Source organism: Mesorhizobium sp. CNPSo 4661 (genome assembly GCF_057784215.1).
This window is the reverse complement of the sequence record NZ_JBWGIO010000018.1, coordinates 128,984-154,239: the sequence shown is the minus strand read 5'-3', so window position 1 is coordinate 154,239 and position 25,256 is coordinate 128,984. Positions and strand designations below refer to the sequence as shown.

At 59.3% G+C, this 25,256-nt stretch carries 22 protein-coding genes and 2 pseudogenes; 10 read left to right on the top strand and 14 right to left on the bottom strand.

Going from position 1 to position 25,256, the window contains the following annotated elements:
* Nucleotides 1-95: 95 nt before the first annotated feature.
* Nucleotides 96-815 (bottom strand): Crp/Fnr family transcriptional regulator, encoded by a 720-nt coding sequence (locus AC0YKC_RS26145; protein WP_488513159.1) that lies wholly within the window; start codon nt 813-815, stop codon nt 96-98.
* A 524-nt stretch (nt 816-1,339) separates the two neighbouring features.
* Nucleotides 1,340-2,113 carry an exodeoxyribonuclease III gene (gene xth / locus AC0YKC_RS26140; protein WP_488513158.1) on the bottom strand — a complete coding sequence of 258 codons (774 nt, stop codon included), beginning with the start codon at nt 2,111-2,113 and terminating at the stop codon, nt 1,340-1,342.
* Nucleotides 2,114-2,234: 121 nt separating this feature from the next.
* On the opposite strand from xth, the gene AC0YKC_RS26135 reads away from it, so the two are divergent.
* The 5 genes and pseudogenes from AC0YKC_RS26135 to AC0YKC_RS26115 all read left to right on the top strand — a co-directional run bounded on the left by AC0YKC_RS26135 (nt 2,235) and on the right by AC0YKC_RS26115 (nt 11,455).
* Complete coding sequence (locus AC0YKC_RS26135; RefSeq protein ID WP_488513157.1) at nt 2,235-2,411, top strand: hypothetical protein; 177 nt, start codon at nt 2,235-2,237, stop codon at nt 2,409-2,411.
* 68 nt (nt 2,412-2,479) lie between these two features.
* Nucleotides 2,480-3,112 (top strand): hypothetical protein, encoded by a 633-nt coding sequence (locus AC0YKC_RS26130; RefSeq protein WP_488513156.1) that lies wholly within the window; start codon nt 2,480-2,482, stop codon nt 3,110-3,112.
* Between the two features lie 38 nt (nt 3,113-3,150).
* Nucleotides 3,151-3,508 (top strand): annotated as a pseudogene (locus AC0YKC_RS26125) (ABC transporter substrate-binding protein); the annotation flags it as partial.
* A gap of 212 nt (nt 3,509-3,720) precedes the next feature.
* The gene (locus tag AC0YKC_RS26120; protein WP_488513155.1) at nt 3,721-9,399 is read left to right on the top strand and encodes a HAMP domain-containing protein; all 5,679 of its coding nucleotides are present in this window, start codon (nt 3,721-3,723) and stop codon (nt 9,397-9,399) included.
* 7 nt (nt 9,400-9,406) lie between these two features.
* Nucleotides 9,407-11,455 (top strand): response regulator, encoded by a 2,049-nt coding sequence (locus AC0YKC_RS26115; protein WP_488513154.1) that lies wholly within the window; start codon nt 9,407-9,409, stop codon nt 11,453-11,455.
* Between the two features lie 591 nt (nt 11,456-12,046).
* Here the strand turns inward: AC0YKC_RS26115 and AC0YKC_RS26110 are convergent.
* Nucleotides 12,047-12,392, bottom strand: a pseudogene (locus AC0YKC_RS26110) (IS66 family transposase); the annotation flags it as partial.
* A gap of 413 nt (nt 12,393-12,805) precedes the next feature.
* Here AC0YKC_RS26110 and AC0YKC_RS26105 point away from each other — a divergent pair.
* Together AC0YKC_RS26105 and AC0YKC_RS26100 are read left to right on the top strand one after the other, a co-directional pair.
* Nucleotides 12,806-13,240, top strand: a complete 435-nt coding sequence (locus AC0YKC_RS26105) for a hypothetical protein (RefSeq protein ID WP_488513153.1) — start codon at nt 12,806-12,808, stop codon at nt 13,238-13,240.
* 484 nt (nt 13,241-13,724) lie between these two features.
* Nucleotides 13,725-16,025, top strand: coding sequence for an FdhF/YdeP family oxidoreductase (locus AC0YKC_RS26100; RefSeq protein ID WP_488513152.1), 2,301 nt, complete (start codon nt 13,725-13,727; stop codon nt 16,023-16,025).
* Nucleotides 16,026-16,290: 265 nt separating this feature from the next.
* Here the strand turns inward: AC0YKC_RS26100 and AC0YKC_RS26095 are convergent, their stop codons facing one another.
* From AC0YKC_RS26095 to AC0YKC_RS26080, 4 genes are all read right to left on the bottom strand, one after another.
* Complete coding sequence (locus tag AC0YKC_RS26095) at nt 16,291-16,605, bottom strand: plasmid stabilization protein (RefSeq protein WP_488513151.1); 315 nt, start codon at nt 16,603-16,605, stop codon at nt 16,291-16,293.
* 124 nt (nt 16,606-16,729) lie between these two features.
* Nucleotides 16,730-17,032: a hypothetical protein gene (locus AC0YKC_RS26090; RefSeq protein ID WP_434721415.1), complete on the bottom strand. Its 303-nt coding sequence runs from the start codon at nt 17,030-17,032 to the stop codon at nt 16,730-16,732.
* Entirely contained in the window at nt 17,029-17,292 is a 264-nt protein-coding gene (locus AC0YKC_RS26085; RefSeq protein ID WP_488513163.1) for a hypothetical protein, read from the bottom strand. The genes AC0YKC_RS26090 and AC0YKC_RS26085 overlap by 4 nt, the downstream gene beginning before the upstream one ends.
* 82 nt (nt 17,293-17,374) lie before the next feature.
* Nucleotides 17,375-17,710, bottom strand: a complete 336-nt coding sequence (locus AC0YKC_RS26080; protein WP_320293624.1) for a hypothetical protein — start codon at nt 17,708-17,710, stop codon at nt 17,375-17,377.
* Between the two features lie 121 nt (nt 17,711-17,831).
* Here AC0YKC_RS26080 and AC0YKC_RS26075 point away from each other — a divergent pair, with 121 nt between their 5' ends.
* Nucleotides 17,832-18,263 carry a GFA family protein gene (locus AC0YKC_RS26075; RefSeq protein ID WP_488513150.1) on the top strand — a complete coding sequence of 144 codons (432 nt, stop codon included), beginning with the start codon at nt 17,832-17,834 and terminating at the stop codon, nt 18,261-18,263.
* A gap of 371 nt (nt 18,264-18,634) precedes the next feature.
* Here the strand turns inward: AC0YKC_RS26075 and AC0YKC_RS26070 are convergent, their stop codons facing one another.
* The 3 genes from AC0YKC_RS26070 to AC0YKC_RS26060 form a co-directional block, all read right to left on the bottom strand.
* Complete coding sequence (locus AC0YKC_RS26070; protein WP_320293625.1) at nt 18,635-19,075, bottom strand: DUF6766 family protein; 441 nt, start codon at nt 19,073-19,075, stop codon at nt 18,635-18,637.
* 194 nt (nt 19,076-19,269) lie between these two features.
* On the bottom strand, nt 19,270-20,175 hold the full coding sequence (locus tag AC0YKC_RS26065) for a hypothetical protein (RefSeq protein ID WP_434721417.1): 906 nt from the start codon (nt 20,173-20,175) through the stop codon (nt 19,270-19,272).
* Nucleotides 20,176-20,371: 196 nt separating this feature from the next.
* Nucleotides 20,372-21,583 (bottom strand): NAD(P)/FAD-dependent oxidoreductase, encoded by a 1,212-nt coding sequence (locus AC0YKC_RS26060; RefSeq protein ID WP_488513148.1) that lies wholly within the window; start codon nt 21,581-21,583, stop codon nt 20,372-20,374.
* Between the two features lie 115 nt (nt 21,584-21,698).
* On the opposite strand from AC0YKC_RS26060, the gene AC0YKC_RS26055 reads away from it, so the two are divergent.
* Nucleotides 21,699-22,031 (top strand): low affinity iron permease family protein, encoded by a 333-nt coding sequence (locus AC0YKC_RS26055; protein WP_320293628.1) that lies wholly within the window; start codon nt 21,699-21,701, stop codon nt 22,029-22,031.
* Between the two features lie 149 nt (nt 22,032-22,180).
* Here the strand turns inward: AC0YKC_RS26055 and AC0YKC_RS26050 are convergent, their stop codons facing one another.
* The 4 genes from AC0YKC_RS26050 to AC0YKC_RS26035 form a co-directional block, all read right to left on the bottom strand.
* Nucleotides 22,181-22,474, bottom strand: coding sequence for a hypothetical protein (locus AC0YKC_RS26050; protein WP_488513147.1), 294 nt, complete (start codon nt 22,472-22,474; stop codon nt 22,181-22,183).
* A 141-nt stretch (nt 22,475-22,615) separates the two neighbouring features.
* Complete coding sequence (locus tag AC0YKC_RS26045) at nt 22,616-22,897, bottom strand: hypothetical protein (protein ID WP_434721419.1); 282 nt, start codon at nt 22,895-22,897, stop codon at nt 22,616-22,618.
* A gap of 90 nt (nt 22,898-22,987) precedes the next feature.
* Nucleotides 22,988-24,001: an ATP-dependent DNA ligase gene (locus tag AC0YKC_RS26040; RefSeq protein WP_488513146.1), complete on the bottom strand. Its 1,014-nt coding sequence runs from the start codon at nt 23,999-24,001 to the stop codon at nt 22,988-22,990.
* Nucleotides 24,002-24,010: 9 nt separating this feature from the next.
* Entirely contained in the window at nt 24,011-24,454 is a 444-nt protein-coding gene (locus AC0YKC_RS26035) for a PPC domain-containing DNA-binding protein (protein ID WP_434721421.1), read from the bottom strand.
* A 234-nt stretch (nt 24,455-24,688) separates the two neighbouring features.
* On the opposite strand from AC0YKC_RS26035, the gene AC0YKC_RS26030 reads away from it, so the two are divergent.
* Entirely contained in the window at nt 24,689-25,255 is a 567-nt protein-coding gene (locus AC0YKC_RS26030) for a (2Fe-2S)-binding protein (protein WP_488513145.1), read from the top strand.
* The last annotated feature ends 1 nt before the right edge of the window (nt 25,256 follow it).

Here is a 25,256-nt window from a genome sequence, read left to right as displayed (position 1 = left end):
TCAACCGTCACGGTGTGAACAGTGTTGGTCATTGGAGTTCCTCCCTGAACCAAGACCAACGCGATTTATGGCCAAATATTCGGCGGCCTTCAAGCTTATGTCCGATTCCGGACAATCAGCCGGGCAGCGCCGAAGTGACGTTGCTCTTCCTCCCCATAGGCGCCGTGCGTCAGCTTTATCATTCCGGGCCGGTCGATAATTGTGATCTCGCCGCGCCTGGCGTGGATCAGCCCCCGATATTCAAGCATTTGCAGGGCTATGGTGACGCCAGGGCGCCGCGCGCCAAGCATGGTGGCCAGAAACTCGTGCGTCAGATAGATCCTGTTGCCCTCCATACGATCATCGACCATAAGCAACCACCGGGCCAGCCGTTCCTCGATTTTCGAATGGCCATTGACCAGTGCCGTGCGGGACGACTGCACCAGGAACGCGTGTGCGTAGCGAAGCAGCGAGTCGCGAAGGCTCTGGCTTTCTGCAATCGAGACGCGAAGGCTGGGAACTGGCAGGCACCAGCCATTGCCTGCCACCTGGATGTAGGTTTCGTTGGGGGAACTGTCCTGGCCGAGGATAATCGCGACCCCTGTCATGCCGTCATGGCCAATGATGCCGACTTCGCTTTGCCGGCCGCCGGTCAGGGTGGCGACTACCGAAGCGATGCCCGCCTCTGGAAAATACACATGCTCGATTGGCTGATACGGGGTCTCCAGTCGGTCCTTGATGCCCAGTTCGACGTGATGCATTGACGGCTGCAGCAGCCCGAAATCCTCGGGCGAAAGGGCTTTCAAAATATGGTTGCGAAGAAGAGATTGGGGCACGGCGCTCTCCCTGACGGGCAAGAGCGCGTACCTCTTACGGTCGGCTGCATCCGAAACACTGGCGGCCGATGTATCGCAGAGTAGACCTCAAGCGCGCGATTAGCAAATTGGGATGTAGCTCAGTCGGTAAGCCCGTTTTGCGATTGAGGCCTAACTCCTTAGTGGCCCCGCAACACATGGTGGCCCGTGCTGGTGCCTAGCCGTGAACCGACAGCGACGGCCTTAGTGGATGGGAAGCGCCCATGTGGCGGCCTAGACTTAGCGACCATGCTGAAAGGCAGCTTAAAGCGGCGAGCCTGATCATCGCCTGAGCCGGGCGAACTTCCACTTTGCGCAACTTCTCATCACACTCACACCACCGTCCCAGTTGGTGTATCCCACCGGGCCGAGAAAGAAGTTTGTCGGCGTAACAGCTGATTAGCTGGATGCCATGGAGGCTGAATTTGATTTGCTGAATGAGGAATTCCTTTACTCTGCGGTATCTGGATGCTGGAGTTGATGGGAGCAATCCCGGGACCAGGGACCTAACGGCCAAGGTCGAGCCAAGCTGGTGCGTGATCACTCGGCTTTTCCCAGCCTCGGGTTTCGACATCCACGCCGGCATCTCGAATGTTCTCGTCCAGCGATGGGCTGACAAGCAAGTGATCCATGCGCAATCCGGAGCTTCGGTCGTAGCCGCCGCGGTAGGAGAAGTTCCAGTAGGTGTAGATGCCCTTGCCTGGGTAAATCCGGCGCATCGCGTCCACCCAGCCCAAGGATAGCATTTTCGCATAGGCTTTCCGGCTTTCCGGGAAGAAGACGGCATCGCCCAACCAGCGAGCAGGCACCACGGCGTCTATCTCGGTCGGGACGACATTGTAGTCACCACACAGCACGGCGCGCTCGTCCAGCAGCGATCTGCTGTAGGTGACGAGACGTTCGAACCACCGCAGCTTGTAATCGAATTTGGGTCCTGGCGCCGGATTGCCATTGGGCAGGTAGATGCAGGCGACGACCATGTTGTCGATCTCCGCCTCCAGATAGCGGCTATGCGTATCGTCGGGGTCACCAGGCAAGCCGCGGCGGCGCTCGATGGGATCCCTCCCGCGCGCCAGTATCGCCACGCCGTTGTAGGATTTCTGGCCATGCCAGATAGCGCCGTAGCCGGCGTCCCGGATCGCCTCGATCGGAAATTTGTCGTCGGAAGTTTTCAATTCCTGCAGGCAGACCACGTCGTAGCTGGTTTCGCCGAGCCACTTCAGGAGCACCGGTAGGCGGCCGTTGACACCATTAACGTTGAAGGTTGCGATCCGGGTCACCGTTTGTCTCCCTGAGCGGCTCCAAGAACAAACGCAAGGCGCTGGCGCCGGGTTCAACTTCTCTGGAACGATTGTCCAGCCTGCCGGTTGAATTTCGATGGCTTATTCATGGAAGGTTTGCATGCCGCGCAACGAGAAATCGAAATACACCGAGATGCAGGAGCGCCAGCCGCGCAAAGACAAAGGTCAAGAGCGGCGGGAAGCGGCCGCCAAAACACCCGGCAAGACCAACGATTGGGACCGCGACGCAGTGCATGGCGACGGCGACACCGTCGGTATCGAACGCGACTCCAAATAGCAGTATGGCGGACCCTCACCGGCGCGGCCGTATTGAAACGAACTGGATCGAAGGCCAATCTAAAGGCCATGTCCGCACGCCGCAAAATTTCTCCAACTGGTAAGTTAATTGCTGAGTGGCCCCTGTCTTCGGCGGCGACGCTTGGATCGTCGGTGCGGGCGAGGGGCATTTTCCTCGAGATCCGTGCTCGCCTTCCTGCGGCTTTGAGGAAGCTGCTCCACATTGAATCTCGAAAAGTGACCTTGCGCCTGCCAGAGGGCTCCGATGCTGATATTCAGGCGGCTTCGGCGATCGTGTTCGAGGCCATGCACGACATCGAAGACTTGCCGGTGATCCCGCGCGAAGTCGAGGACATCCTCACGATCAAGCAGGGCGAGCGGCGCCGCTGGCTGAAAGACGGTCGCTTGCAGAGCGCGGGGACCAGGACAGTCAAGCTTCGCGGCCGAGCCAGGAAGATAACCTTCCACGTCTTCGATCCGCGTCACATCGAGGATGTGCTTGACCGCGACCTGGTCTCAGTCTGGCGCGAAGAAGACGCGGCGAAGGTCGCCGAGAACCGACGACGCGCCGCCGCGAAGACTGCCATTAAACGCTCGCAAAAGAGGCGCCACGGTCCTGCAAATGACATTGACGCGAGTTGGGACGAGGCGACCCGCCTGCGGGGCTGGGAAGACTTCGATATGAACGGGCTCTTGCGGTGACTGGCGTTTCGAATAACAGGTCTTCGGCAGCTGACGGCAAGCTATGCGCGGTCGACGAGGATTGGCAGAAAACACCGGCGATGCCATCGCGGCTCCGTGGGCGTGAAGCCGGTATCAAGGTCAACGCACCATGCTGCCGGGCTCAACCTTCTGGAACGATTGAACGAAATATTCGCTCTCCACCACCAACTGGAATATGCGACCGCTAGGAGTTCAAGTTTTATCGGTGCGCTACCGCACGGCGAGGCATGGAATGGATCGGCTTGGTCGAATCCGGACTGGAACGCCAAGATCAATGCAGCCCTTGCAGTTCCCACACCCCCAAGCGCGAGGAGCTCATGAAGGACATCCTGCAGGGACGCCGGGATCATCATCCAACCGTATTGGCGTAAGCTCTCCGGACCTGGCGATATCGAGGGAGGAGGACGCTTCCCCGCTTATTCGCCGAGTTGTCGTGTAGCCCAGCGCAGCGTTGGAACCCAGAGGAGCTTTTCGCGTTACTTTCCTCGCGGAGGTGTATCCGCGACGGGGTTTTTCAGCAAAACGACGTTTATCTGTGTCAGCTGAGTGTGAGGGGCGCTGTGGGTAGGCTAGCATCGAAGGCGCAGTTGGACCGCCGGCACATCTTGAATGCGCTCAAAGCGTTCCGGCGTGGGGACTTTTCCGTCCGCATCGAGAATGTCTACGACGGACTCGATTCCGATATCGCCGATGCATTTAACCAGATCGTGGAAATCAACGACCAAGTTACGCGCGAGTTCGAGCGGCTGAGCAGGGTGGTCGGTAAGGACGGGCGGATCGGTGAGCGCGGCCGCGTTCGCAACGCCACCGGAAGTTGGGAGAGCAGCGTTCGCTCCGTCAACAATCTGATCGAGGACATGGTGCAACCGACGACGGAAGTCGCCCGTGTCATTGGAGCCGTGGCCAAGGGTGACCTGTCGCAAACCATGATGGTGGAGATCGACGGGCGGCCCCTGCGAGGTGAGTTCCTTCGCATCGGCAAAGTCGTCAACACCATGGTCGGGCAATTGGGCTCCTTTGCCTCGGAGGTCACTCGCGTCGCCCGTGAAGTGGGCACAGAAGGCAAGCTCGGAGGGCAAGCGCGCGTCAAAGGCGTGGCTGGCACCTGGAAGGACCTGACTGACAACGTCAATGCGATGGCGACCAACCTGACGGGGCAGGTCCGCAATATTGCCGAGGTTACCACGGCCGTCGCATCGGGTGATTTGTCGAAGAAGATTACTGTCGATGTGAAAGGGGAAATTCTCGAGCTTAAGAACACCATCAACACAATGGTGGATCAGCTCAATTCATTCGCCTCGGAGGTGACGCGCGTGGCGCGCGAGGTCGGCACCGAAGGAAAGCTTGGCGGCCAGGCGCGTGTCGAAGGTGTCGGAGGGACTTGGAAAGATCTGACCGACAACGTCAATTTGATGGCCGAGAACCTGACCGGCCAGGTTCGCAACATTGCCGAGGTGACGACCGCCGTCGCTCTCGGCGACCTTTCGAAGAAGATCACCGTCGATGTGAAGGGCGAGATCCTCGAGTTGAAAAATACCATCAACACGATGGTGGACCAGTTGAATTCGTTTGCCTCCGAAGTCACCCGCGTGGCGCGCGAGGTCGGTTCCGAAGGCAAGCTGGGCGGTCAGGCCCAGGTGCGTGGTGTTGCGGGCACTTGGAAGGACCTCACCGACAATGTGAACTCGATGGCCGAAAACCTGACCGGCCAGGTTCGCAACATTGCCGAAGTGACGACGGCCGTCGCGTCGGGCGACCTGTCGAAAAAGATCACCGTGGCCGTCCAGGGAGAAATCCTGGAGCTCAAGGACACCATCAACACGATGGTCGACCAGCTCAATTCTTTTGCCTCCGAGGTGACGCGCGTTGCCCGCGAGGTCGGCACTGAAGGCAAGCTCGGCGGTCAGGCCGAGGTGAAAGGCGTCGGCGGAACTTGGAAAGATCTCACCGACAGCGTCAATCTGATGGCCGCTAACCTCACCGGCCAGGTGCGCAACATCGCCGAAGTGACCACGGCTGTCGCCCGTGGCGACCTGTCGAAGAAGATCACGGTCGACGTCAAGGGCGAAATTCTGGAGCTCAAGGACACCGTCAACACGATGGTCGACCAGCTGAATTCGTTTGCCTCCGAGGTGACGCGCGTGGCGCGCGAAGTCGGTTCCGAAGGCAAGCTCGGCGGCCAAGCTCACGTCGAAGGCGTTGCCGGCACCTGGATGGATTTGACTGACAACGTTAACGCGATGGCCGGCAATCTAACGGTGCAGTTGCGCGACGTCTCCAAGGTGGCGACGGCCATCGCCACCGGCGACCTGACCCAGAAGATCACGGTCGACGCCCTAGGTGAGATCCTTCAGATCAAGGACGTCATCAACACGATGGTCGACCAGCTCAATTCGTTCGCCTCGGAAGTCACGCGCGTGGCGCGCGAGGTGGGCTCCGATGGCAAGCTCGGCGGACAGGCGCAGGTGCGTGGGGTTGCCGGGACATGGAAGGATTTGACCGACAACGTCAATGCCATGGCGGCCAATCTGACCGGCCAGGTTCGCAACATCGCCGAGGTCACCACCGCCGTGGCGCTCGGCGATCTTTCGAAGAAGATCACAGTCGACGTCAAGGGAGAGATTCTGGAGCTGAAGTCGACGATCAATACGATGGTCGATCAGCTGAACTCATTCGCCGGCGAAGTGACACGCGTCGCACGTGAGGTCGGCACTGAGGGCAAGCTCGGCGGCCAGGCGCAAGTTCGTGGCGTCGCTGGCACGTGGAAAGACCTAACCGACAACGTGAATTCCATGGCCGAAAACCTGACCGGCCAGGTGCGCAACATCGCCGAAGTGACCACCGCAGTGGCGCGTGGCGATCTGTCGAAGAAGATTACCGTCGACGTCAAAGGCGAGATACTCGAGCTGAAGTCGACCATCAACACCATGGTCGATCAGCTGAATTCGTTCGCCGGGGAGGTGACGCGCGTGGCGCGCGAGGTTGGCACCGAAGGCAAACTTGGCGGTCAGGCGCGCGTTGAGGGCGTCGCTGGAACCTGGAAGGATCTGACCGACAACGTCAACCTGATGGCGACGAACCTCACCAATCAGGTGCGTGGCATCGCGGACGTCGTGACGGCGGTTGCACAAGGAAATCTACGCAGCAAGCTGACGGTGGACGCCAAGGGCGAGATTGCCTCCTTGGCCGACACCATCAACGGCATGATCGAGACGCTCGCCACCTTCGCCGACCAGGTAACCAACGTCGCGCGCGAAGTCGGCATCGAAGGCAAACTTGGCGGCCAGGCCCGTGTGCCGGGTGCCGCCGGCCTCTGGCGCGACCTGACGGACAACGTCAATCAGCTTGCGGCCAATCTGACAACCCAGGTGCGTGCTATCGCTGAGGTGTCGACGGCGGTGACCAAGGGTGATCTAACACGCTCGATCAGCGTGCAGGCGTCGGGCGAGGTGGCGGCACTCAAGGACAACATCAATGAGATGATCCGCAACCTCAAGGATCAGACACTCAAGAATGCCGAACAGGACTGGCTAAAGACAAATCTCGCCCGATTCTCGCGCATGCTGCAGGGCGAACGCGATCTGGCGACCGTGTCGCGTCTGATCATGTCGGAGCTGGCGCCGTTGGTGAACGCACAATACGGCTTATTCTACGTGACCAACCGAGAAGAAGACGAATCCTATCTCGAACTCGCCGCGTCCTATGGCGCCGAGAGCAAGGCCGCGATGAAGCAGCGGTTGGATCTGCGCGAGGGACTTATTGGGCAAAGTGCTGCCGACAAGCGCGCAATTGTGCTCGACAATGTGCCGCCGGATTTCCTTCGTGTCACGTCCGGCCTTGGCAGCGCCGCCCCCGCCAATGTCATCATCTTGCCGGCCCTGTTCGAAGACGAAGTCAAAGCGGTTATCGAACTCGCTTCCTTCAACGAATTTCGCGATACCCACCAGTCATTCCTGAACCAGTTGATGGAGTCGGTCGGCATCGTGCTCAACACGATCGCAGCGACGATGCGTACCGAAGGGCTTCTTAAGCAATCGCAGTTGCTGACATCCGAATTGCAGGCGCGCCAAACAGAGCTGACCAAGAAACAGGAGGAATTGCACGCCACGAACGAGGAACTGCAGGAAAAGGCGCAGCTGCTCGAGAACGAAAAGAAACAGGTGGAGAATAAGAACCTCGAGATCGAGATGGCTCGGCGGGCGCTCGAGGAGAAAGCGGAGCAGCTGGCCCTGACATCCAAATACAAATCCGAGTTCCTGGCCAATATGAGTCACGAGCTGCGCACCCCGTTGAACTCGCTGCTTATCCTTTCGAACCTTCTCGCCAGCAATCAGCAGGGCAACCTCAACGACAAGCAAGTCGAGTTTGCTCGCACCATCAACTCGGCCGGGACTGATCTGCTCAGCCTCATCAACGACATTCTCGATCTGTCGAAGATTGAGTCCGGTACGGTCTCCGTCGAGATTAACGACATGCCGCTGGCGCATCTTCGCCAGCATATGGAACGCACATTCCGTCAGTTGGCCGCAGATAAAGGGCTTGGCTTCACCATCGACGTGGATCCGGGGCTTCCCGAGACTGTGCGCACCGACGAAAAGCGCCTCCAGCAAATCGTCCTTAATCTGCTGTCGAACGCCTTCAAGTTCACATCTCAAGGCCAGGTTAGCCTGCACTTCAGGCCAGAGAGAGCAGGACGACGCAATGGCGCTCAGCCTCCCAAGGCGCTCGCGATCGCCGTCACCGATACCGGCATTGGCATTCCTGACGACAAACAGAAATTGATTTTCGAAGCATTCCAGCAGGCAGATGGAACGACGAGCCGCAAATATGGCGGCACCGGTCTTGGCTTGTCGATAAGCCGCGAGATCGCTCGCCTGCTAGGCGGCGAATTGAGAGTGGAGAGCACGGCAGGGAAGGGCTCGACCTTCACGCTTGTCATTCCATTCGACGGGCCTCGGGCCGCGCCCCAGGCCATGGCATCGCTGGATGATGAAGGGTCTGCTGCTTCGCCGACCTCGGCCATGCCGACCGCGGAGTTGATGGATGATCGCGACACTCTATCGCCCAATGACAGGGTAGTGCTGATCGTCGAGGACGACCCAACTTTTGCTGGGCTTCTCTTGGGCATGGCTCGTTCCGCCGGTCTCAAGGGCGTGCTGTCCACCGCAGGTTCCGGCACGGTCGCGTTGGCGAGGAAACTGGTCCCGGATGCCATAACCCTGGATCTAGGTCTTTCTGACATCGATGGATGGGTTTTGTTCGACCTGCTGAGGCACGACCCGAAGACGGAAGGGATTCCGATACACGTCATTTCCGGCGCCGACGACGCTGCCGGCTTGTCGGCCAATGGCGCGGCCAGCGTATCCACCAAGCCGGTGTCGACCGATGATCTCATGAGCGTCTTCGAAGGTATTCATTCCAGCAAGCTCCGTGTCCAGCGCGCCGTCCTGGTGGTCGATGCAGAACCAGAGCGCCGCCTGTCACTGGTGGAGGCAATACGCGACGGCGTCACCTCTGTGACCGCCTTGGCCCGGATTGCTGCCAATGGCCAAAATGTCGATTTTGCGGCCTACGACGCGATCGTGCTCGGGTTCGGCCGATCCGGCAAGGACAATGCTAAGACGCTCGAGGAGATCTCCGCCTCGTTCGAAGGCCCACCGTCAAACCTTTTATTCTTCGCTCCACATCCAGAAGCGCTGGAACAACTGATCGCCCTTAAACCGGAGATGGCCGACGTTCCACGAGCCGAAAATTTCGGGCAACTGACGTTGCTGATGTCGGCGGCCCTGCCACGCGAAGGACAAAGCGACGGCGGCGCCGTTATGCAACCGTCAGACAAATCCGACCTTGCCGGCGCCAGGGTTCTGATTGTCGATGATGACATCCGCAACATCTATTCGCTCACCAGTGTCCTCGAGACTTATGGCATTCAGGTGCTGCACGCTGAGCGAGGCCGAGATGGCATCGCCTTGCTCGAGCAGAATCCAAACATCGATGCCGCCCTTATTGACATAATGATGCCCGAGATGGACGGCTACGAGACGATGCGCCAGATACGCGGCATGGCGGCGATTGCGCATATTCCTCTAATCTCCGTCACAGCCAAGGCGATGAAAGGTGACAGGCAGAAATGTCTCGACGCTGGTGCGTCGGACTACATAGCCAAACCTGTGGATCTTGATCTTCTGCTTGCGCTGCTTCGCGTCTGGATTGGCCGTTCTCGGCAAAATGTCGACGTGACGGAACAGCTGGCAGCGGCAGTCTGACGACAACATGCAGCGGATCGAGAAAACCAAAGGTAAGCGTCCTGGGGCTTTGCCGAAAGCGCCGGAGCGTGCGCGAATTCTCGCCGTAGATGACGACTACCGCAATCTTCTGGCGATCAGGGAAGTTCTGGATGGTGTTGGCGAGGTTGCTTGCGCACCCTCCGGCGAAGAAGCTTTGCGACTTCTGCTGAAGGAAGACTTTGCCGTTATTCTGCTCGATGTGCTCATGCCTGGTTTGGATGGGTACGAGACTGCATCGCTAGTCCGGAAACGCGAGCAATCGAAGCGCACACCGATCATTTTTCTGACCGCAATCAACAAGGAAGAAGCGCATATGCTGCGCGGCTATGATGCAGGTGCAGTCGACTATGTATTCAAGCCCTTTGATCCTGTGATGTTGCGCTCGAAGGTTGCGGTGTTTGTTGAGTTGCATGAAAAGACGTTGGAAATCCAGCGCAAGGCCACGCTCGAGCAGCGGCTCTTGGAGCAAGCGCTGCAAGCACAGGACGAGAAACTGAAGACCGAGCGCATTTTGCGCGCTTCTGAGCAACGTCAGGAAACGATCCTGCGGTCCCTGCCGGTTTGCTTTCACGCCCGATCAGCCGAGCCGCCTTTCGGGGCGAGGTTTGTGACTGCAGGTGTCGAGCGGCTGACCGGCTTTCCTGCCGAACGAATGACGTCAGAGCCAGGTTTCGGTCTCAGTCGTGTGCACCCGGACGACCTGCCGAACGTGAGGGCAGCTCTGTTGGGCGCCAAGACCACAGGGGCTTACAATTGCGAGTTCCGCTGGCAGTGCGCCGACGGCAAATACCGGACTTTTCTCGACCAAGGCGTCATCTCATCCGACCCAGTAGAGGGTGCCAATGAAATCATTGGTACTTTGCTTGACGTCACAGAACGGCGCGAGCTTGAGGATAAGTTACTGCAGGCACAACGCATCGATGCTATCGGTAAGCTTACGGGCGGTTTGGCTCATGATTTCAACAATTTGCTTGCAGCCGTCCTGAGCGGATTGGGGCTACTCGAGCGAAATTCAACCCTCGACCAACAGGCGCTAAAGGTGCTCGATTTGACAAGGCGCTCCGCCAGACAAGGAGCAGAGCTCGTTAATCGGATGCTCGCCTTTTCACGACGCCAGAACCTGAAGCCGGAAGGGGTGCGGCTGACCGCGTTGGAAGAGACCATGAACGGGCTCGTCGCGCCGGTTCTGGGAGGGTTGGTCCGTTTCGAGTGGCATATAGATGATTCAGTTTGGCCAATTCATGTGGATGTGGGCCAGCTCGAACTCGCGCTCATGAACCTGGTTTTCAACGCCCGTGACGCAATGCCTTCTGGAGGCACGATCGCCATACGAGCTGCCAACAATACCGCCAACCAGAATTCATATGATTTAAGACAAGGCGACTACGTGGTCATCTCGGTCACCGACACCGGCTCGGGGATTCCTGCCGATCTTTTGACCAAAGTGATTGAACCGTTTTTCACGACAAAGCCCGTTGGAAAAGGCACCGGGCTTGGGTTGAGCACAGTGTACGGCTTCGCGAAACAGTCGGGCGGCGCCCTCCGCATCGATAGTGTGGTCGGCCGGGGAACTACGATGCGTCTATGGTTGCCTAGATCTCTAACGGATCCGGAACTCCGGGGGGAGCGGGAGCAAATCATCCACCCTCAATACAATGGCAATGGCGCTCAGCCATCGATCTTGTTAGTCGATGACAGCGAGGCCTTGCGCGAATTGACCGCTGCGTCGTTACGGCAATCCGGTTTTGATGTGACTTGCGCCGCTGGAGGAGCTGAGGCGTTGGCTGCTATCGAAAAATCGCCGGATGACTTCGATGTGATCGTTACGGATTTCGCCATGCCGCTTGTCTCGGGCGTCGAAGTGATCCGGTTTGCGCGGAGCCTGAAGGCTGACTGGCCTGCGGTCATTATCACGGGCTACGCAGACACCAGAGCGATCGGCGCTCTGCCTAGCGATGTGCCCCTCCTTGGTAAACCGTTCAAGGATATCGAACTGATCGAGTCCATCCGGCTGGCAAAGCAATCCCGCGGTTAGACCAGAAATGCTGGTCGTCGCCAGACAAGTGCCGCAAATGCAGGAAGATCTGAGTTGGAGCGGACTCGCGAAATCGCTTAGGGCGTAAGCGCTGTCGCGGAGCCACCAGCGACTAGCAGATATCATGGGCAAAATGGTTGCCCCGTATTTTCTGCCGCCTCCCGCTCTAGGAAGCGGCGAGCTTCCATGATCTGCGTTAGATCCGCCAAAACTGCATCAGCAGCGGTCCAATCCGCCTCAGAGAGGTTGTCTTGGCCGCTATGGATGTCTCCCGCCATAGCAAGGAGCGCAGCCCAGACTGGCTTTATCTTTTCTGCCGTAAGCACGTATGTGCTTTCAGGCACTCCCGAGGGGGCAGTCGATTCGGAGCCGCCGCGAGCCACTGTGCATTTATCGCATCCACAGTTCTCGTAAGTGCCGTGGTTGTGTTCACTCATTATGCCGCCGCCGCTGTAGCCCGCCGGGTGGATGGATGTGTCTCGTTGGCCAACCCAGTTGATGCCAGAACTTATCGCGGTTGAACCCGACGTGATAGCTTGCGCCTGCTTCAACTAACTATCCGCCTCGTGTGCTTTCACCGTAGCAGTGTTCTCAGGCCACGGCTTGAAGCTCTGGAGCGGTGATGTAGGCCCAGGGTGGCTCGACCTCAATCAGCTTGCACGTCTCAATCAGTGAAGCGACGACGGCCCAGTGCTCGGCGCCGCCGTCAGAGCCCGCGAAGAGGGCGTTCTTGCGTTTGAGCGCGATCGGGCGGATCGACCGCTCGACGGTATTGGAGTCGATCTCGATGCGTCCGTCGCCGAGGAAGCGGGCGAGCCCCTCCCCAGCGTGACAGCGTGTAACGGATCGCTTCGGCGAGCTTCGTCTTCTGACTGATCAGGCCGAGCTTCTCGCGCAGCCATGGCTCGAGCTCGGCCAGGATCGGCCGGCTCCCTGGCGCACGGCACGTGGTGCGTCTGCCGGCTGGCCGCGGATGTCGAACATCGCCCCTCAAAGCGTCGTCCGAAAGGTGCCCTCAGAACATCGCTTACTTTAGGGCTATGTATCAATCCAGCGGCCTGATCACGTCGGAAGTCCGGTATGGAATTGATGACGTTCATTGTTCTTGGCGGAATGAGGACCTTTCGCACCGAATCGGCGCGAGCCGCAGAGCGCATAGTCCCGGTGACAGGGGTAGCGATTCTGCTCGTTGGTCACATGGAACATTAGCGTTTGCTGTTGGTTCTGTAGCACATCAACACTGCTGCTTGTGTGTTGGCCGAAGATCAGTGGCAGCGCTCGTGAATGCCCACGCGCGCTAGCCACCCGTACGCTAGCAGAAGCCGCCGAAGCCACGAACAGGAGCTGGCCATGAAACATCAAACAATCGATCAACTGCATGCGGTTGCTGAAATCAATCCTCTGGCACCCGCCAGACCGATGACAAGAACACAACGGATCGAACGCTGGGCGGAGTTGCTTGAACGCAATCCTTCTCGCTGCCTCGCAGCGCTTACAGGAACAGAGCATCTCTATCCCGGTGTTCGGGATGAAGCGAGAGCTGTTGGATCGCCGATCACAGTCGCCTTCGAAGATTCGCTGCTGCGCAGTGCGGGTCTGGCTTCGGATACATTCGGCGCCGCCAAGAGGTTTTTCGACCTGTCCGATTGGGAGTTGCATGAAATCGTCTGCAGTTGCCATGTCGGCGCCACCATGCAGGCAGGATGGGCTGCCGGGCGAGTCCGTCGGATAGTTGCCGGTAGCAAAATCTGGGCTTGGATAAGGAGGCGTTTTCTCGCGCATTGATCCGAAGCGATTTATAGCAAATCGCTACTGTGGGGCGATGCTCGCGGAGCAAGATTGTACTCAGCGCATACGCAATGGTGCATGCCGCCGTTCTTCGGCGGCAGTGGACTCTTAAACCGGATCTTTCTTGTTTGCTCCGACGTCGTGGCTTCGCAGTAAGATCTCTGTCGGGCCGATTGCTTGTATAGCGGTGAGTCGCTGTCCGGCGGGCTCGCCTCGGTGGTGGGCTTCGCAATACCCTATGGAGTGCAGTGGACTTCGCGCAACCGGTGCGCGGAACGGGACGGCACGTCCTCAGTCGATCCTGCCCGGCAATCGACATTGAGCGTTGCTCAAGGTCCCACTCTCGGCTCTGCCATTTGCGAGAGGGTGGGATCCACTGTTCACCAATACGTGACCTGGAAGTTCCGGCCAGACGCCTCCGGCTTAGGAACTTCCTTATCGGGGTGGTGTTGCTCCTATCGATGAGCAGGGGCGCACTGAGATGAATCCGGCCACAACCAACAACGTAGAAATCCGCAAATACAAGCACCCTACCGGCGGATGGGGTTCTTTGAAGTCCCTGATCCGCAAGGCCCGCGGCGAAGGATTGTTGATGTCGGGCATCTGGAGCACCCTGCTGAAGCAGAACAAGCCCGACGGCTATATGTGCGTCTCCTGTTCCTGGGCGAAGCCCGCCGAGCCGCGGCCGTTCGAATTTTGCGAGAACGGTGCCAAGGCCACGATCTGGGACCAGACGAAGCGACGGTGTGGCCCGGAGTTCTTCGCTGCCCATCCCGTCAAGGAGTTGCTCGATTGGCCAGACCATGACCTTGAGAAGCAGGGCCGCCTGCTCGAGCCGATGCGCTACAATGAGGTCACCGACAAATATGAACGGGTCCCGTGGGAGACCGCGTTCAGCGACATCGGCGCGCAGCTCCGGAAGCTCGATCCGAAATCGGTGGTGTTCTACACTTCTGGCCGTGCCTCGCTTGAGGCGTCGTTCATGTATCAGCTCTTCGCTCGCATCTACGGTTCGGGCAATCTGCCGGACTCCTCCAACATGTGTCACGAGTCGACTTCGGTAGGTTTGCCGGAGTCCATTGGCTCGCCGGTCGGCACCGTCCAGCTGGAGGATTTCAGCCACTGTGACCTGATGTTCTTCTTCGGCCACAACACCGGCGTGAGCGCGCCGCGATTGCTTCACCCCATCGAGGAGGCGCGCCAGCGGGGCATACCTGTCATTACGTTCAATCCGCTGCCTGAGCGGGGGCTCAAGCGCTTCAAGAATCCGCAAAGCCCGGTTGAAATGCTTTCGCCTGGCGCCGGCACCAAGATGTCTAGCGACTTCTTCCAGATCCGCAGCGGCGGCGACATCGCCGCCATGACGGGTATAGCGAAAGCCGTTCTGGCGCTCGACGACGCGGCCAAGAAGGTCGGCGCGCCGCGCGTCCTCGACACGGCCTTCATCGAAGAACATACCGACGGCTTCGGTGCGTTCGAGGCCTATCTGCGCCGCACACCTTGGGAAAAGATTGAATCGCGATCGGGCATTGCACGTGCGGATCTCGAGCATGTCGCCGAGGTTTACAGCAAGGCTTCAGCGGTCATCGGCAACTACGGCATGGGGCTGACGCAGCACCGGCATGGGACGGAGAACGTCCATATGCTGTGCAACCTGCTCCTAATGCGAGGCAACATTGGCAAGCCGGGCGCCGGCGTCTCGCCGCTTCGCGGTCACTCCAACGTCCAGGGCCAACGCACCGTCGGCATCTCCGAAAAGCCGGAACTTGTCCCGCTCGACAAGTTCGCAGCATTCTACAAGTTTGAACCACCGCGCGAGAAAGGGCGCGATACCGTGGAAACATGCGAAGGGATTATCGATGGCTCAGTCAAGGCTTTCATTGGACTGGGCGGCAATTTCGTGCGCGCTGTTCCGGAAACGGGTCTGGTCGAAGAGGCTTGGCGGCATCTCAGATTGCATGTCCAGATCGCCACCAAGCTCAACCGCAGCCATCTGATACCGGGTGCCGTCACCTATCTTCTGCCCTGTCTCTCCCGGATCGAGAAGGATCTGCAGAAGGCCGGAGAGCAGCACGTCTCGATGGAGGATTCCACAGCCTGCATCCATGGTTCCTTCGGCTATCGGCCACCGGCTGGACCCAACCTGCTCTCCGAGCCCCGCATCGTTGCCGAACTCGCCAAGGCGACAGTGGAAGGAAAAAGTTCGGTCCCGTGGGACGAATGGGTGGCAGACTATTCGCGCGTCAGGGATGAAATCGAGCGTTGCTACCCCGACCATTTCGTGGATTTCAACAAACGCTTTCTTGTGCCCGGCGGATTTCATCGTGACATCAAGGCCTCGAAGCGGGTGTGGCAGACTCCCAATAAGAAGGCCAATTTCAAGCCGCCGACGATGCTGGAAACGGATCCCGATATCGACGTCTCGCGATCCGACGTGCTGACGCTGATCACCATTCGCTCCAACGATCAGTTCAACACCACCATCTACGGCTACCGCGATCGCCTTCGTGGCATCAACGGCACGCGCATGGTGGTGCTCATGAACGAAGACGACATCCGGCGCATGGGACTCCACGAGGGACAGATGATCAGTCTGGAGTCGGCAGCCGATGACGGGGTCCCGCGCCGGGTGAGCGGACTTAGGGTGACCACCTATTCCATCCCCCGAGGGGATTGCGCCGGCTATTATCCCGAACTGAATCCACTGATCCCGCTGTGGCATAGGGCGGAAAAGGCGCATGTGCCGGCGGCGAAATCGGTGCCAGTCCGAATAGCAATTTAAGGGGAGGAGATTTCTTGTCGAGCGGGCCCATGCCACGACGATCGGCGGCGCCAGCGAGTACTTGAGGAGCCACCTATTGCCGGTAACTCCTCGACAGCTTTATGCCGTGCGGTTGTCGGAAAATGTCAGCTCATCCGCGACCCTCAGCAATGCCCGCGATATATGAAACAGCTTCCGGTTTTCGAACGCTCTTGCGTGCCTCCGAAGTAGGGCGATGCAGCGGCTTCGTTCAGACACCGGATCGCCACGCTGATCTTCCGGCGTATCAATGGATATGCTGTTCATGGGTTTTCCGCGTTTTCGCGGCCTTCTTCGCGGATGTTGATCTTTCGGCGGCGGCGCGGTTGGCTGAGGCGGCGCCCCCCTTACTTCCACCCTTGTGAGCGGCAGGATGCCCCGTGTGTTTGCCGCGACCCGAACCACCCTCCTTTTTGCCGCCGCCATCATCCTTGTTGACCGTTGCCCAGGCTCGGCGTTCGGCTTCCTCTTCAGAGACGCCGCGTTTTTCGTAGCCTTCGGCAATGTGGTCGGCCTTGCGTTCCTGTTTGTCGGTATATTTCGATTTGTCTCCGCGTGGCATTGTGCTGCTCCTGGTAGCGTTCGGGATGGCGATAGGGTTCAATCCATGATGCGTCGCTGGAACTTCTCTCCTAACCGCCGCAAAACCGAACGGTTCCAACTCTACCGCTGTGGGATATGGCGTCCTATTTCTTGACATAAGCGCTGGATGGCCGGCCCGATTTCGGAGCTTTGGAGTCCTTCGAATGCTCGGCCAAAGCAGGACCCGCACCTGATACTTTTTCTGTCGAAGGTGAAGGTGTCAGCCTCCGGTTTAGCCCGTCACTTTGGTGCGTCTTGTCGTTCACCTCGTCCACGGGGCGCGTAAGGCCAATCCCGGTGTCCGGCTTTTTGTTGGTTGCTGCATCTTGCGAGAAATCACCGGTGCCGCGTTGGGTCGCGGGGTATTTCGTAGCGCCGGTTTCGCGGCGGTTTTCACCGTTCGTCATCGCACAGTCTCCTTTGAAACATGGACAATTCCACAACCCCGCTGGAGCCAGCATGTTCCACCTGATATGCCCACGGTGTCAGCGCCAGTAAGCCAGGACCTCCTCCGCGGAAAACCACTTCGACATGATGCGAATATCGCGTCGTGAACAGCTTGAGTATATTTTCGGGCCTCGTCAGATGTGCTGCCGATCGCGTCCTCGACCAGGATGGTCTTGTAGCCGAAGTCGATCGCTGCGAGCAGCGTCGCCAACACGCACATATCGGCCTCTGCCACCGCTGATGTGGACGACTCGTGTTGAGATTAGCGTCATTGCGATTCGATAACTTTTCAGCCGCGAAAGCTAAGCCTTTGGGTCAGCCAACGCTCGTGCGGTCGGGGTATTGGTGTCGGCATCCATTTCGCCGACGGCTTTACGTTCGGCGAGGACCGTGACGGCGAGATATTCTTTTAGATCGCCGACCTCATCGCTGATTTCTTCCGCGAGGATGCCTTCACGCTCTGCGTCCGCGATGCAAGCTGTCGCCAATTTTTCCGCCGCGGTTTCCGGGGATGCTTCGGCGAGCGGCTTGACGGGATGACCTTCGATCCACTCCTCGACGAAGTGTCCCGGTCTGTTGACGAGGGTATCGAGCTGGGCTGGGTTGTCAGTGGGGGCAGGGAGAATGTCCATCTTCATGGCTTGAGCTCCGGATTTGTGAACCACAAACGCGGATGCTCAAGGAAGGATGCACCGCCTCAGTTCGTGCCGAACGACGTGGGTAGCCGAAACCACTTTCGGCGTTCGGCGTTGTCGGTAGATGGCGAACTCCGGAGAGATCGATCAAGCACCTGGACGTGAACGTACGGGCGGATGCCTTTGCGGTGGTGTCCGGTATAAGACCTCGTCCGAGCCCCGAATTCACTACTGCCATTGCGATATGTGTCGACGCGCAACAGGCAGTGCTTTCGCGGTTCTTGCGTGGATGCCTAGGACCAGCCTCTCGTGGTCGGGCGCAGCGCCCACCTTCAGGAAGTCTTCTCCCATTGCGGAGCGAGGATTCTGTGGCGTTTGTGGTTCGCCGCTCACGCTAAGCTACAATCTCGACATCGATCGGATTGCGCTGCATGTGGGCACTTTCGATGAACCGTCGAACCGCGTGCCGCAGTATAATTATGCCTCGCGGACGCGGCTGCCATGGGTCTGCTGTGGACTGGAGCTGCCTGACCATAACCTGGAGGAGAGTTGGTGAGGCGCGTTCGGTTGAACGGCAAGAACGTGGCCCCCATTTTTGGGCGTTGAGGGAAGTGAAGATGGTGGCTTCACTTATGCTTGCGGTCGAGACGCTTGAGCAATTCGCGCAGTTCGTCAGGGAGCCAGCGGCTTACGTGAAACAGAGGTAGGCTGCGTAGATATCGGCGCATGATTTCGTTCGAGAATTGCCGCCTAAGAAGGCTGGCTCTGGATTTGTTGTCGCGTTTCTCGCCCATCGCTGCGGTTCAAACTGAGACGGTTTTCCTATTCAAAAACCTGTCCTCCGGTCAGTTGTTCCCTCCGGTCACGAATATTGGAGTACCGATTTTGATACCCCGCGATTAACAACCCAAGCTTAATGACCTTGCATCAATGGCCGGTCTTCTGATGCGGCGCCGCAACCGGCTTACTCTCCGGTGATCCCTTCTCCCGTAGGCAGATAGCAAGGAGCACGAGCACGCCCGTCGACAGGAATTCACTTTGCCAATTCTGGAAACTTTCGAACCAGAATTGACCCGAAAAGAGGTGCTGGAGAACGCCCTCGGCAGGCTGGCCGTGCGCCGCTGCCTGCTCGGCCGCATGGCGGGTGCTTTGCCACAGGCGAGCGATGAACGTGACCATGAAAATGGCGAGCAGCGCCGCTCCAAGCGAGCGAGAGTAAGGCCGCGATATCCAACCTCCGCGCTTCACCGGCCACGGGGCTTGCGGATCATCCTGGCGCAGCGTTGGGCCCTCGTCCTCTGGCGAAGCGGCAATCCGTCGCCCCATGCCGGCAACAATTAGTGCCCAAACCGGACGCAGGCGGGTCACAACAGCCGCTTGATACGACCCTGTCGAGGCGAAAAACTCCGCTGCCTCCCTTGACGCTCGAAGTAGGCCTGCAATTCATCCCAGGTACCGAAATATTTGCCGCACTCGGCGCGCATCGGTGACTCGTGAGGGCTGGGTCGCCACGTTTGAACAGGATGCCCGCCCTCGTCATCGGCGGGCGTCCTGCATCCTGGCTAGCGATTTAGGAAAAGAGCCTCTTCCTCATCGCGTTGTCGACCGCCAAGAGCTGCCGCCGCACTCGCGATGAAGGCGCCAAGTACCATTGACAGTGCTCCCACAAGCGAGAATGTCGCTACGGCCTTCCTGGCGGTATCGGCGGCCGCCTTGGCCTTGTTCTTGGCATCGTCGATGCCAGCCAGCACAGTATCTACCCGCTTCTTCGCATCCGGCTCGGACAGGCCGGTTCGCGAAGCTACGAGCTTCGCGAGATACGCCCTGTCGTCGGGAGAGATTTCGCCGTTTGCTGCGCCCGCAACGAGAATACGGCCGGCCTGCGCGACGGCAGTGTCGTTCTGGGCTGCCGTTGCCGACGCCGGGTCGGCAGGACGAAACAACATGTCGACAAAATAGTTCATCGAGCTTTCAGCCGACGGACGCTGCGACGCGGCGGCTGCACTGGAGGCCCCCATCGCGGCTCCGGACGCAACAGTCGCGGCAGCCTGAACCCCTGATCCAAGCGCGGCAGACAAGGCGGAGCCGAGCACACCCGCCAGCAGCAACGTCGCCAGAGCCCAGGCGAGAAAGCCATGCGCGGTGTCTCTGAAATAGACCTCGTCGTTATGGACGTTCACCCATTTCGTCCGCAGGCGACCGGTGAGATAGCCGCCGACAGCGGAAGAGAGCCATTGAACAACGACAAGCCAGACGGCGGCCGATACCGCAAATGTCGTGGGAGCGGCGCTGGAGCCGGTCCACGGCGAAACCATCGTCAGGCCGAGCCCCGATCCAATCAACATGAGGATGACGGTGAGAGTGGACGCCGCGAACGCGCCGGCAATAATTGATGCCCAACTGACTGCGGACGAAGAAGATTCTGTAGGTGCGGCTGCCACGGCCGCGGAGGGGAGAGGGGATTGCATTGTCGAGCTCCCCTATCGCATGAACAGCATGAGCAGAATGATGATCGGAATTGGCACCCCAAGGAGCCAGAGCAAGATACCGCGTCCCATATCGACCTCCTGATAAAGTATTGAGACTTAGGGACAATTCCCAGCGATAGCTTTCGTTCCGGCGGCTTGACGAAGTTGCTAGCCGGCTTCCCACCGTCCCATGAGTTCATGCTTCGAGCTTGAACAGTTCGGCATCGACATCCTCCAGCCCGGCGATGGATGCCGAAATGATCTCGGACGCAATCTGCGAAAATGTGATCCCGTTGCCGCCATATCCCATCACCGAATAGATACGCGGATGCCCGGGCACGCCGCCGATAATGGGTAGTCCGGTCCCCGTGGCTCCAAATGATCCGCTCCAGGCAAACCGTGCTGCGGGATCCAAGTCCGGAAACATTCGTTCGAGCTTCTTCGTTAGGCGAGCCGCCTTCTTCAAGGTCAGAGTGTTTCGCCGCTCCTCATCGGTGAACTCCTCATCCTCGCCGCCACAGATCACACGCCCATCGGCCGTCGCCCGGACGTACAGGTAAGGATCTGAGGCTTCCCAGATCATTGCGGCAAGAGGCCAGATCTTGCTCGGCTGCCGGGCGGTAGCAATAGCCCATGTCGAGATTATGTGGTGGCCCCGGGCGGGAACGATATCGGCGAGTTCGTACCCCGTCGTAAGGACAAGATGTTGGGCCTCGATCACAGGGCCTTGCCGCGTCGCCACTGTTACGCCGGAGCGATGACCCTCGATCGCTGTTGCTTCGGCCGGCGCGTAGAACCTTGCCTTGCGTTGCAATGCCGTCAGGAGCAGGCCGGCCGTCAATTTACGAGGATCGAGCGCCAGGTTGCCATGGCTGAGAATAGCGCCGCCGCGGTCTATGCCGAATTCGTCTTGCAGCTCTTTGCGGGTCAGGAACGATGCGCCGATGCCGGCCTGCCGCCTTGCAGCCGCTTCCCGGCGCAGGTCGGACGCGCCGAGCCGATTGCCCGCTAAATAAATTGACGGGGTGGCGACCGACCGGCAGCGGATTTGCAATTCGCTTACGCGCGCTTGCAGATTTGCTAGAGCAAGTCGCGATCGTCGCCAGGCCTGTCGAGCAGCATCGCCTCCGATTATTTTTGAAAGCGTTGTCAGCGGCTGATCAATCTCGAACTGGACGAGTGCCGTCGTCGCTGCGGTCGACCCCTTCAGCGGGCCGCGTCTGTCGATGCAGATGACCGAATGGCCATCCCGGGTGAGCGCTTCGGCCATCATTGCACCGCTGATGCCCATGCCGACGACCAACACATCCGTCTTTGTATCCCCCTTCAGAGCAGCCACCGGCACTGCGGGCGAACGATAGGCCGACCACACTGGTGTGCCACCTCTGAGATCGAGCTTGCGTGGCATGGAAACTCCCGGTTGCGCACGATAAGTCGCCGCAAGCCGTAGCGTTCCCCCGTGAACGCCTCCGACAAGTCATCACCTTCAGCGGAACTGGACCTCGCTCAGTCCGTTCGAGGGCATGGCAAAACATCAAATCGGCGAATTGCTCACGGCAATAGGCACGGCTACTTCGAGACCATCGGCGTTCCTGGTGCTGGGAGGTTTTACGGCCTGCTGGGTGATTTTCGAACCTGAGAGCCTGGATTGGCATGGCATCGCCACACTTGTCACTTGGGCCATGACCCTGCTGATTCAGCGAGCCGAACATCGCGACACCCAAGCGCTGCAAGCAAAATTGGACGAGCTTATAAGAGCCAGCGAAACTGCTCGCGACAGCATTGCCAAGATCGATGAAAAAGAACCGGAAGAGATCGAATCCCTGCGTACTCACGAAGCCAGAGCAGCGCCGTAGGTGTCGCCGGATAGACACAGCCAGACTTTTGGGCTGAGTATCTAGGGGCGAGGCACCATGCGGAACCGATCTCCCTTGAGCGCATTTTTCCGGCCGCACCGGCAGGGGGGCGCAATGGGGGTTATCGAGCACGATCGGCAGACTGGGGTTCAGCGCCTTAAACTTCTGGCGGCGCTGGGAGATCGGATTCGCGAGATCGAGATGCCGGCGAGCTGGCTTACGCAGCAGCCGAGTTGGTCGGGCGAAACTTCGAGATCAACTGCGCCGGTTACGGCATAGAAGGCGGGAAAATCCCGTCGCTGCTCTTTACCGATGTAGTGATGCCCGAAATGTCCGGACGCGAACTCGTCGACAAAGTGAAGCTGGTCCAGCCTTTCGTTAAAGGTCCCTATACCACCGGCGCGCAGCGCGATCGCGCACAACGGCACGTTGGATTTCGGCACGGAACTTTTGACCAAGCCATACAATCGAATGAACTGGCCGCAAAAATTCGCGACGTGCTGGTTCGATAAACACAATCGACTGACCAAGGGTCGCTGCGACGACCGTCGGCCGCCTTGCAACCTCGCAATTGAAGCCTTTCGCTAGGCTTCGTCAAAGCGACTGCCTTCCTTGGAAGGGTCGCGCGATAGCACGCGCTCTTCCTCATCGTCAGGTAAGGCTTCGTCGCTCTCCTGATAAGGATTGTCGTCGTCTTCTTCGGGAAGGACACCTTGTGGTTCCATATCGTCTCCCGGATCGCCGTTTACGGCGACGCCGTCAGGCAGGATCCGGTTACCCTCAAGAGCGTCCCAGTCTTGTTGTTCGATGCCGGGAGCTTCGGTTTCTTCCTGCCTTGTGGCTCGCTGTTTATCGCGCGGATCCATGTTCTTGTCTCCAACGGTAGGTGCGTTCGTGGCGCGGGGCCGTCCTGACCAGGAACCGCCCGGGAAGGCGATTGTTCCGGAAGTGAGCTCCTATCGAATCTGTTCGAACGTACATTGGCTCGGCGCTTTGTCGGACCGCCAGCGAACGAATCGAGTGCCGTGCCGGAAGCGCTCCCCCGTGACGTGGTCGAAGCGTACCTCCACGACGAGCTGCGGCCGCAACGGCTCCCATTCGCCGCTGCGCTCCGTGCTCCAGCGGCTCGGCCCACCCGGCGCCTTGCCGGTGAAGCCGGGCCCGCCGCGCAGCGCCTCCAACTTCTTCGTAACCGCGGCGCGTTCCTCATTGGCAAATGTCGAGGTGAAGCCGACATGGTCAAGCAAGCCGCGCTCGTTGTAGAGGCCAAGCAACAGGGACCCGACTTGCGACTTGCCGTTCAGATAGCGGAAGCCGCCGACCACGCAGTCGGCCGTACGCAGTCGCTTGACCTTGATCATCGCGCGCTCGCCCGGCCGATAGGGATCATTCAGCCGTTTGGCGACGACACCGTCGGTAGACCCATGACCGGCATCTTTCAGCCATCGCCCAGCGGTCTCGACACTCGTGGTGCAGGGCGAGAGCTGAAGAGCGCCGGTGTTTGCTTTCGTGACGAAGTCTTCGATTGCCGCGCGCCTTTGCGTCAGTGCGGCCTCCAGCAGCGATTTGCCGCCCGGCGCGACCAGCATATCGAACACGATCAGTCGCGCCGGTGTTTCCGCGCTCAGCTTGCGGATGCGGCTCTCCGCCGGATGAAGCCGCATCTGCAGGGAGTCGAAAGAGGCGACGCCGCCGATCTCGATGACGATTTCGCCGTCGACCACGAAATCCTTGGCTTCCAGGTTTTGCATCATCGCTATCAGCTCGGGAAAGTAACGCCCAAGCGGCTTGCCCGACTTCGCCCTGAGATCGACCATTTTGCGATTCTTGAAAGCGAGGCAGCGAAACCCATCCCATTTCGGTTCGAACTGCCAGATGCCCTTGTCCTGCGGCAATGCTTCATCGGTCCGAGCCTCGATTGGGGATGTATCGAGAGGGAGAGGAAACACCTCGGTTGCGACCGCTGCCATCGCCGGCCCTCAGGCGCCGAGATCGATCAAAGCGATGCCGAGGCCGGGGCGTTTGGTGCGCCGCAGGTGAACCGGCGATTCCGTCACCGTGACTTCGAGCGTAGGTCTGACAATGCCTTCGACAAGATGGCCGCCGCGCGTCGATCCGTCGCTTAGACCAAGGACAGCATGGACATGCAGGCTCGCCTTGCCGCTGTCGTCGACCGCGATGTCACCAATGGCGCTCAGAACCTCGCATTGTTCGCCGACCGGGATCTTGCGGTAGGATTTCGAGCCGAAGTCGAACCAGCCGACTGTCGCCTTTTCGAAAGCGCCGATTGCCGTCAGCGAAGCGCCGGCGATTCCTTTCTGAGCGGCGAACGCGGACAGCGCGGCAAAGGCTTCCTCTCCCGGATCCAGAACGACCACGAATGTCCTTTGTCCAGACGTCTCCGCGACCAGTTTCGATTTCATATCGGCTACCCATCAGCGTTGGTGTTGGCCGTAGAACTCGAAGCCGGCATCCATGTTCCAGAATGATGCGCGTCTATCGGCCAGGATCACGCTTCGGTGAGCTTATGATTCTGCGCGGGCAAGGCCGGAACAATGGCCTGCATGAAGGGTTAGCTCCGATGACTAGCCAGCCAGGAGCGAGCCATGTCCCAGCCTTCTCTTTCATCCGCGCTTGGCCTCAGCCGGCGAAATTTCATGGCAGGCACGGTCTCGGCCGCAGCAGCGCCGTTGCTCGCGTCATCCGCGAAAGCCGAAGCGCCAGCCCCATCTGGCCCGAAACTCCGGGCGCCAGTGGTGGCGTCGCTGCGGATCAACCAGCAGGCCTATGAACTATCGCTCGATACTAGAACCAGCCTGCTTGATGCCTTGCGAGATCATATCGGCTTAACCGGCACCAAGAAGGGTTGCGACCATGGCCAGTGCGGCGCTTGCACGGTGCTGGTCGACGGCAAGCGCGTACTGTCGTGCCTAACCTTTGCGGTTATGAACGAAGGCAAGGATATCACAACCGTCGAGGGGCTTGCCACCAGTGACGGCAAGCTGCATCCGATGCAGCAGGCCTTCATCGATCACGATGCGTTCCAGTGCGGCTATTGCACGCCGGGACAGATCCTGTCGGCGATCGGCTGCGTCAATGAGGGGCACGCGGAATCCGAAGACGACATCCGAGAATATATGAGCGGCAACATCTGCCGCTGCGCTGCCTACCCTAACATTGTCGCCGCCGTCCTGCAGGCACGCGATCAGACGAAGGGAGCCTGAT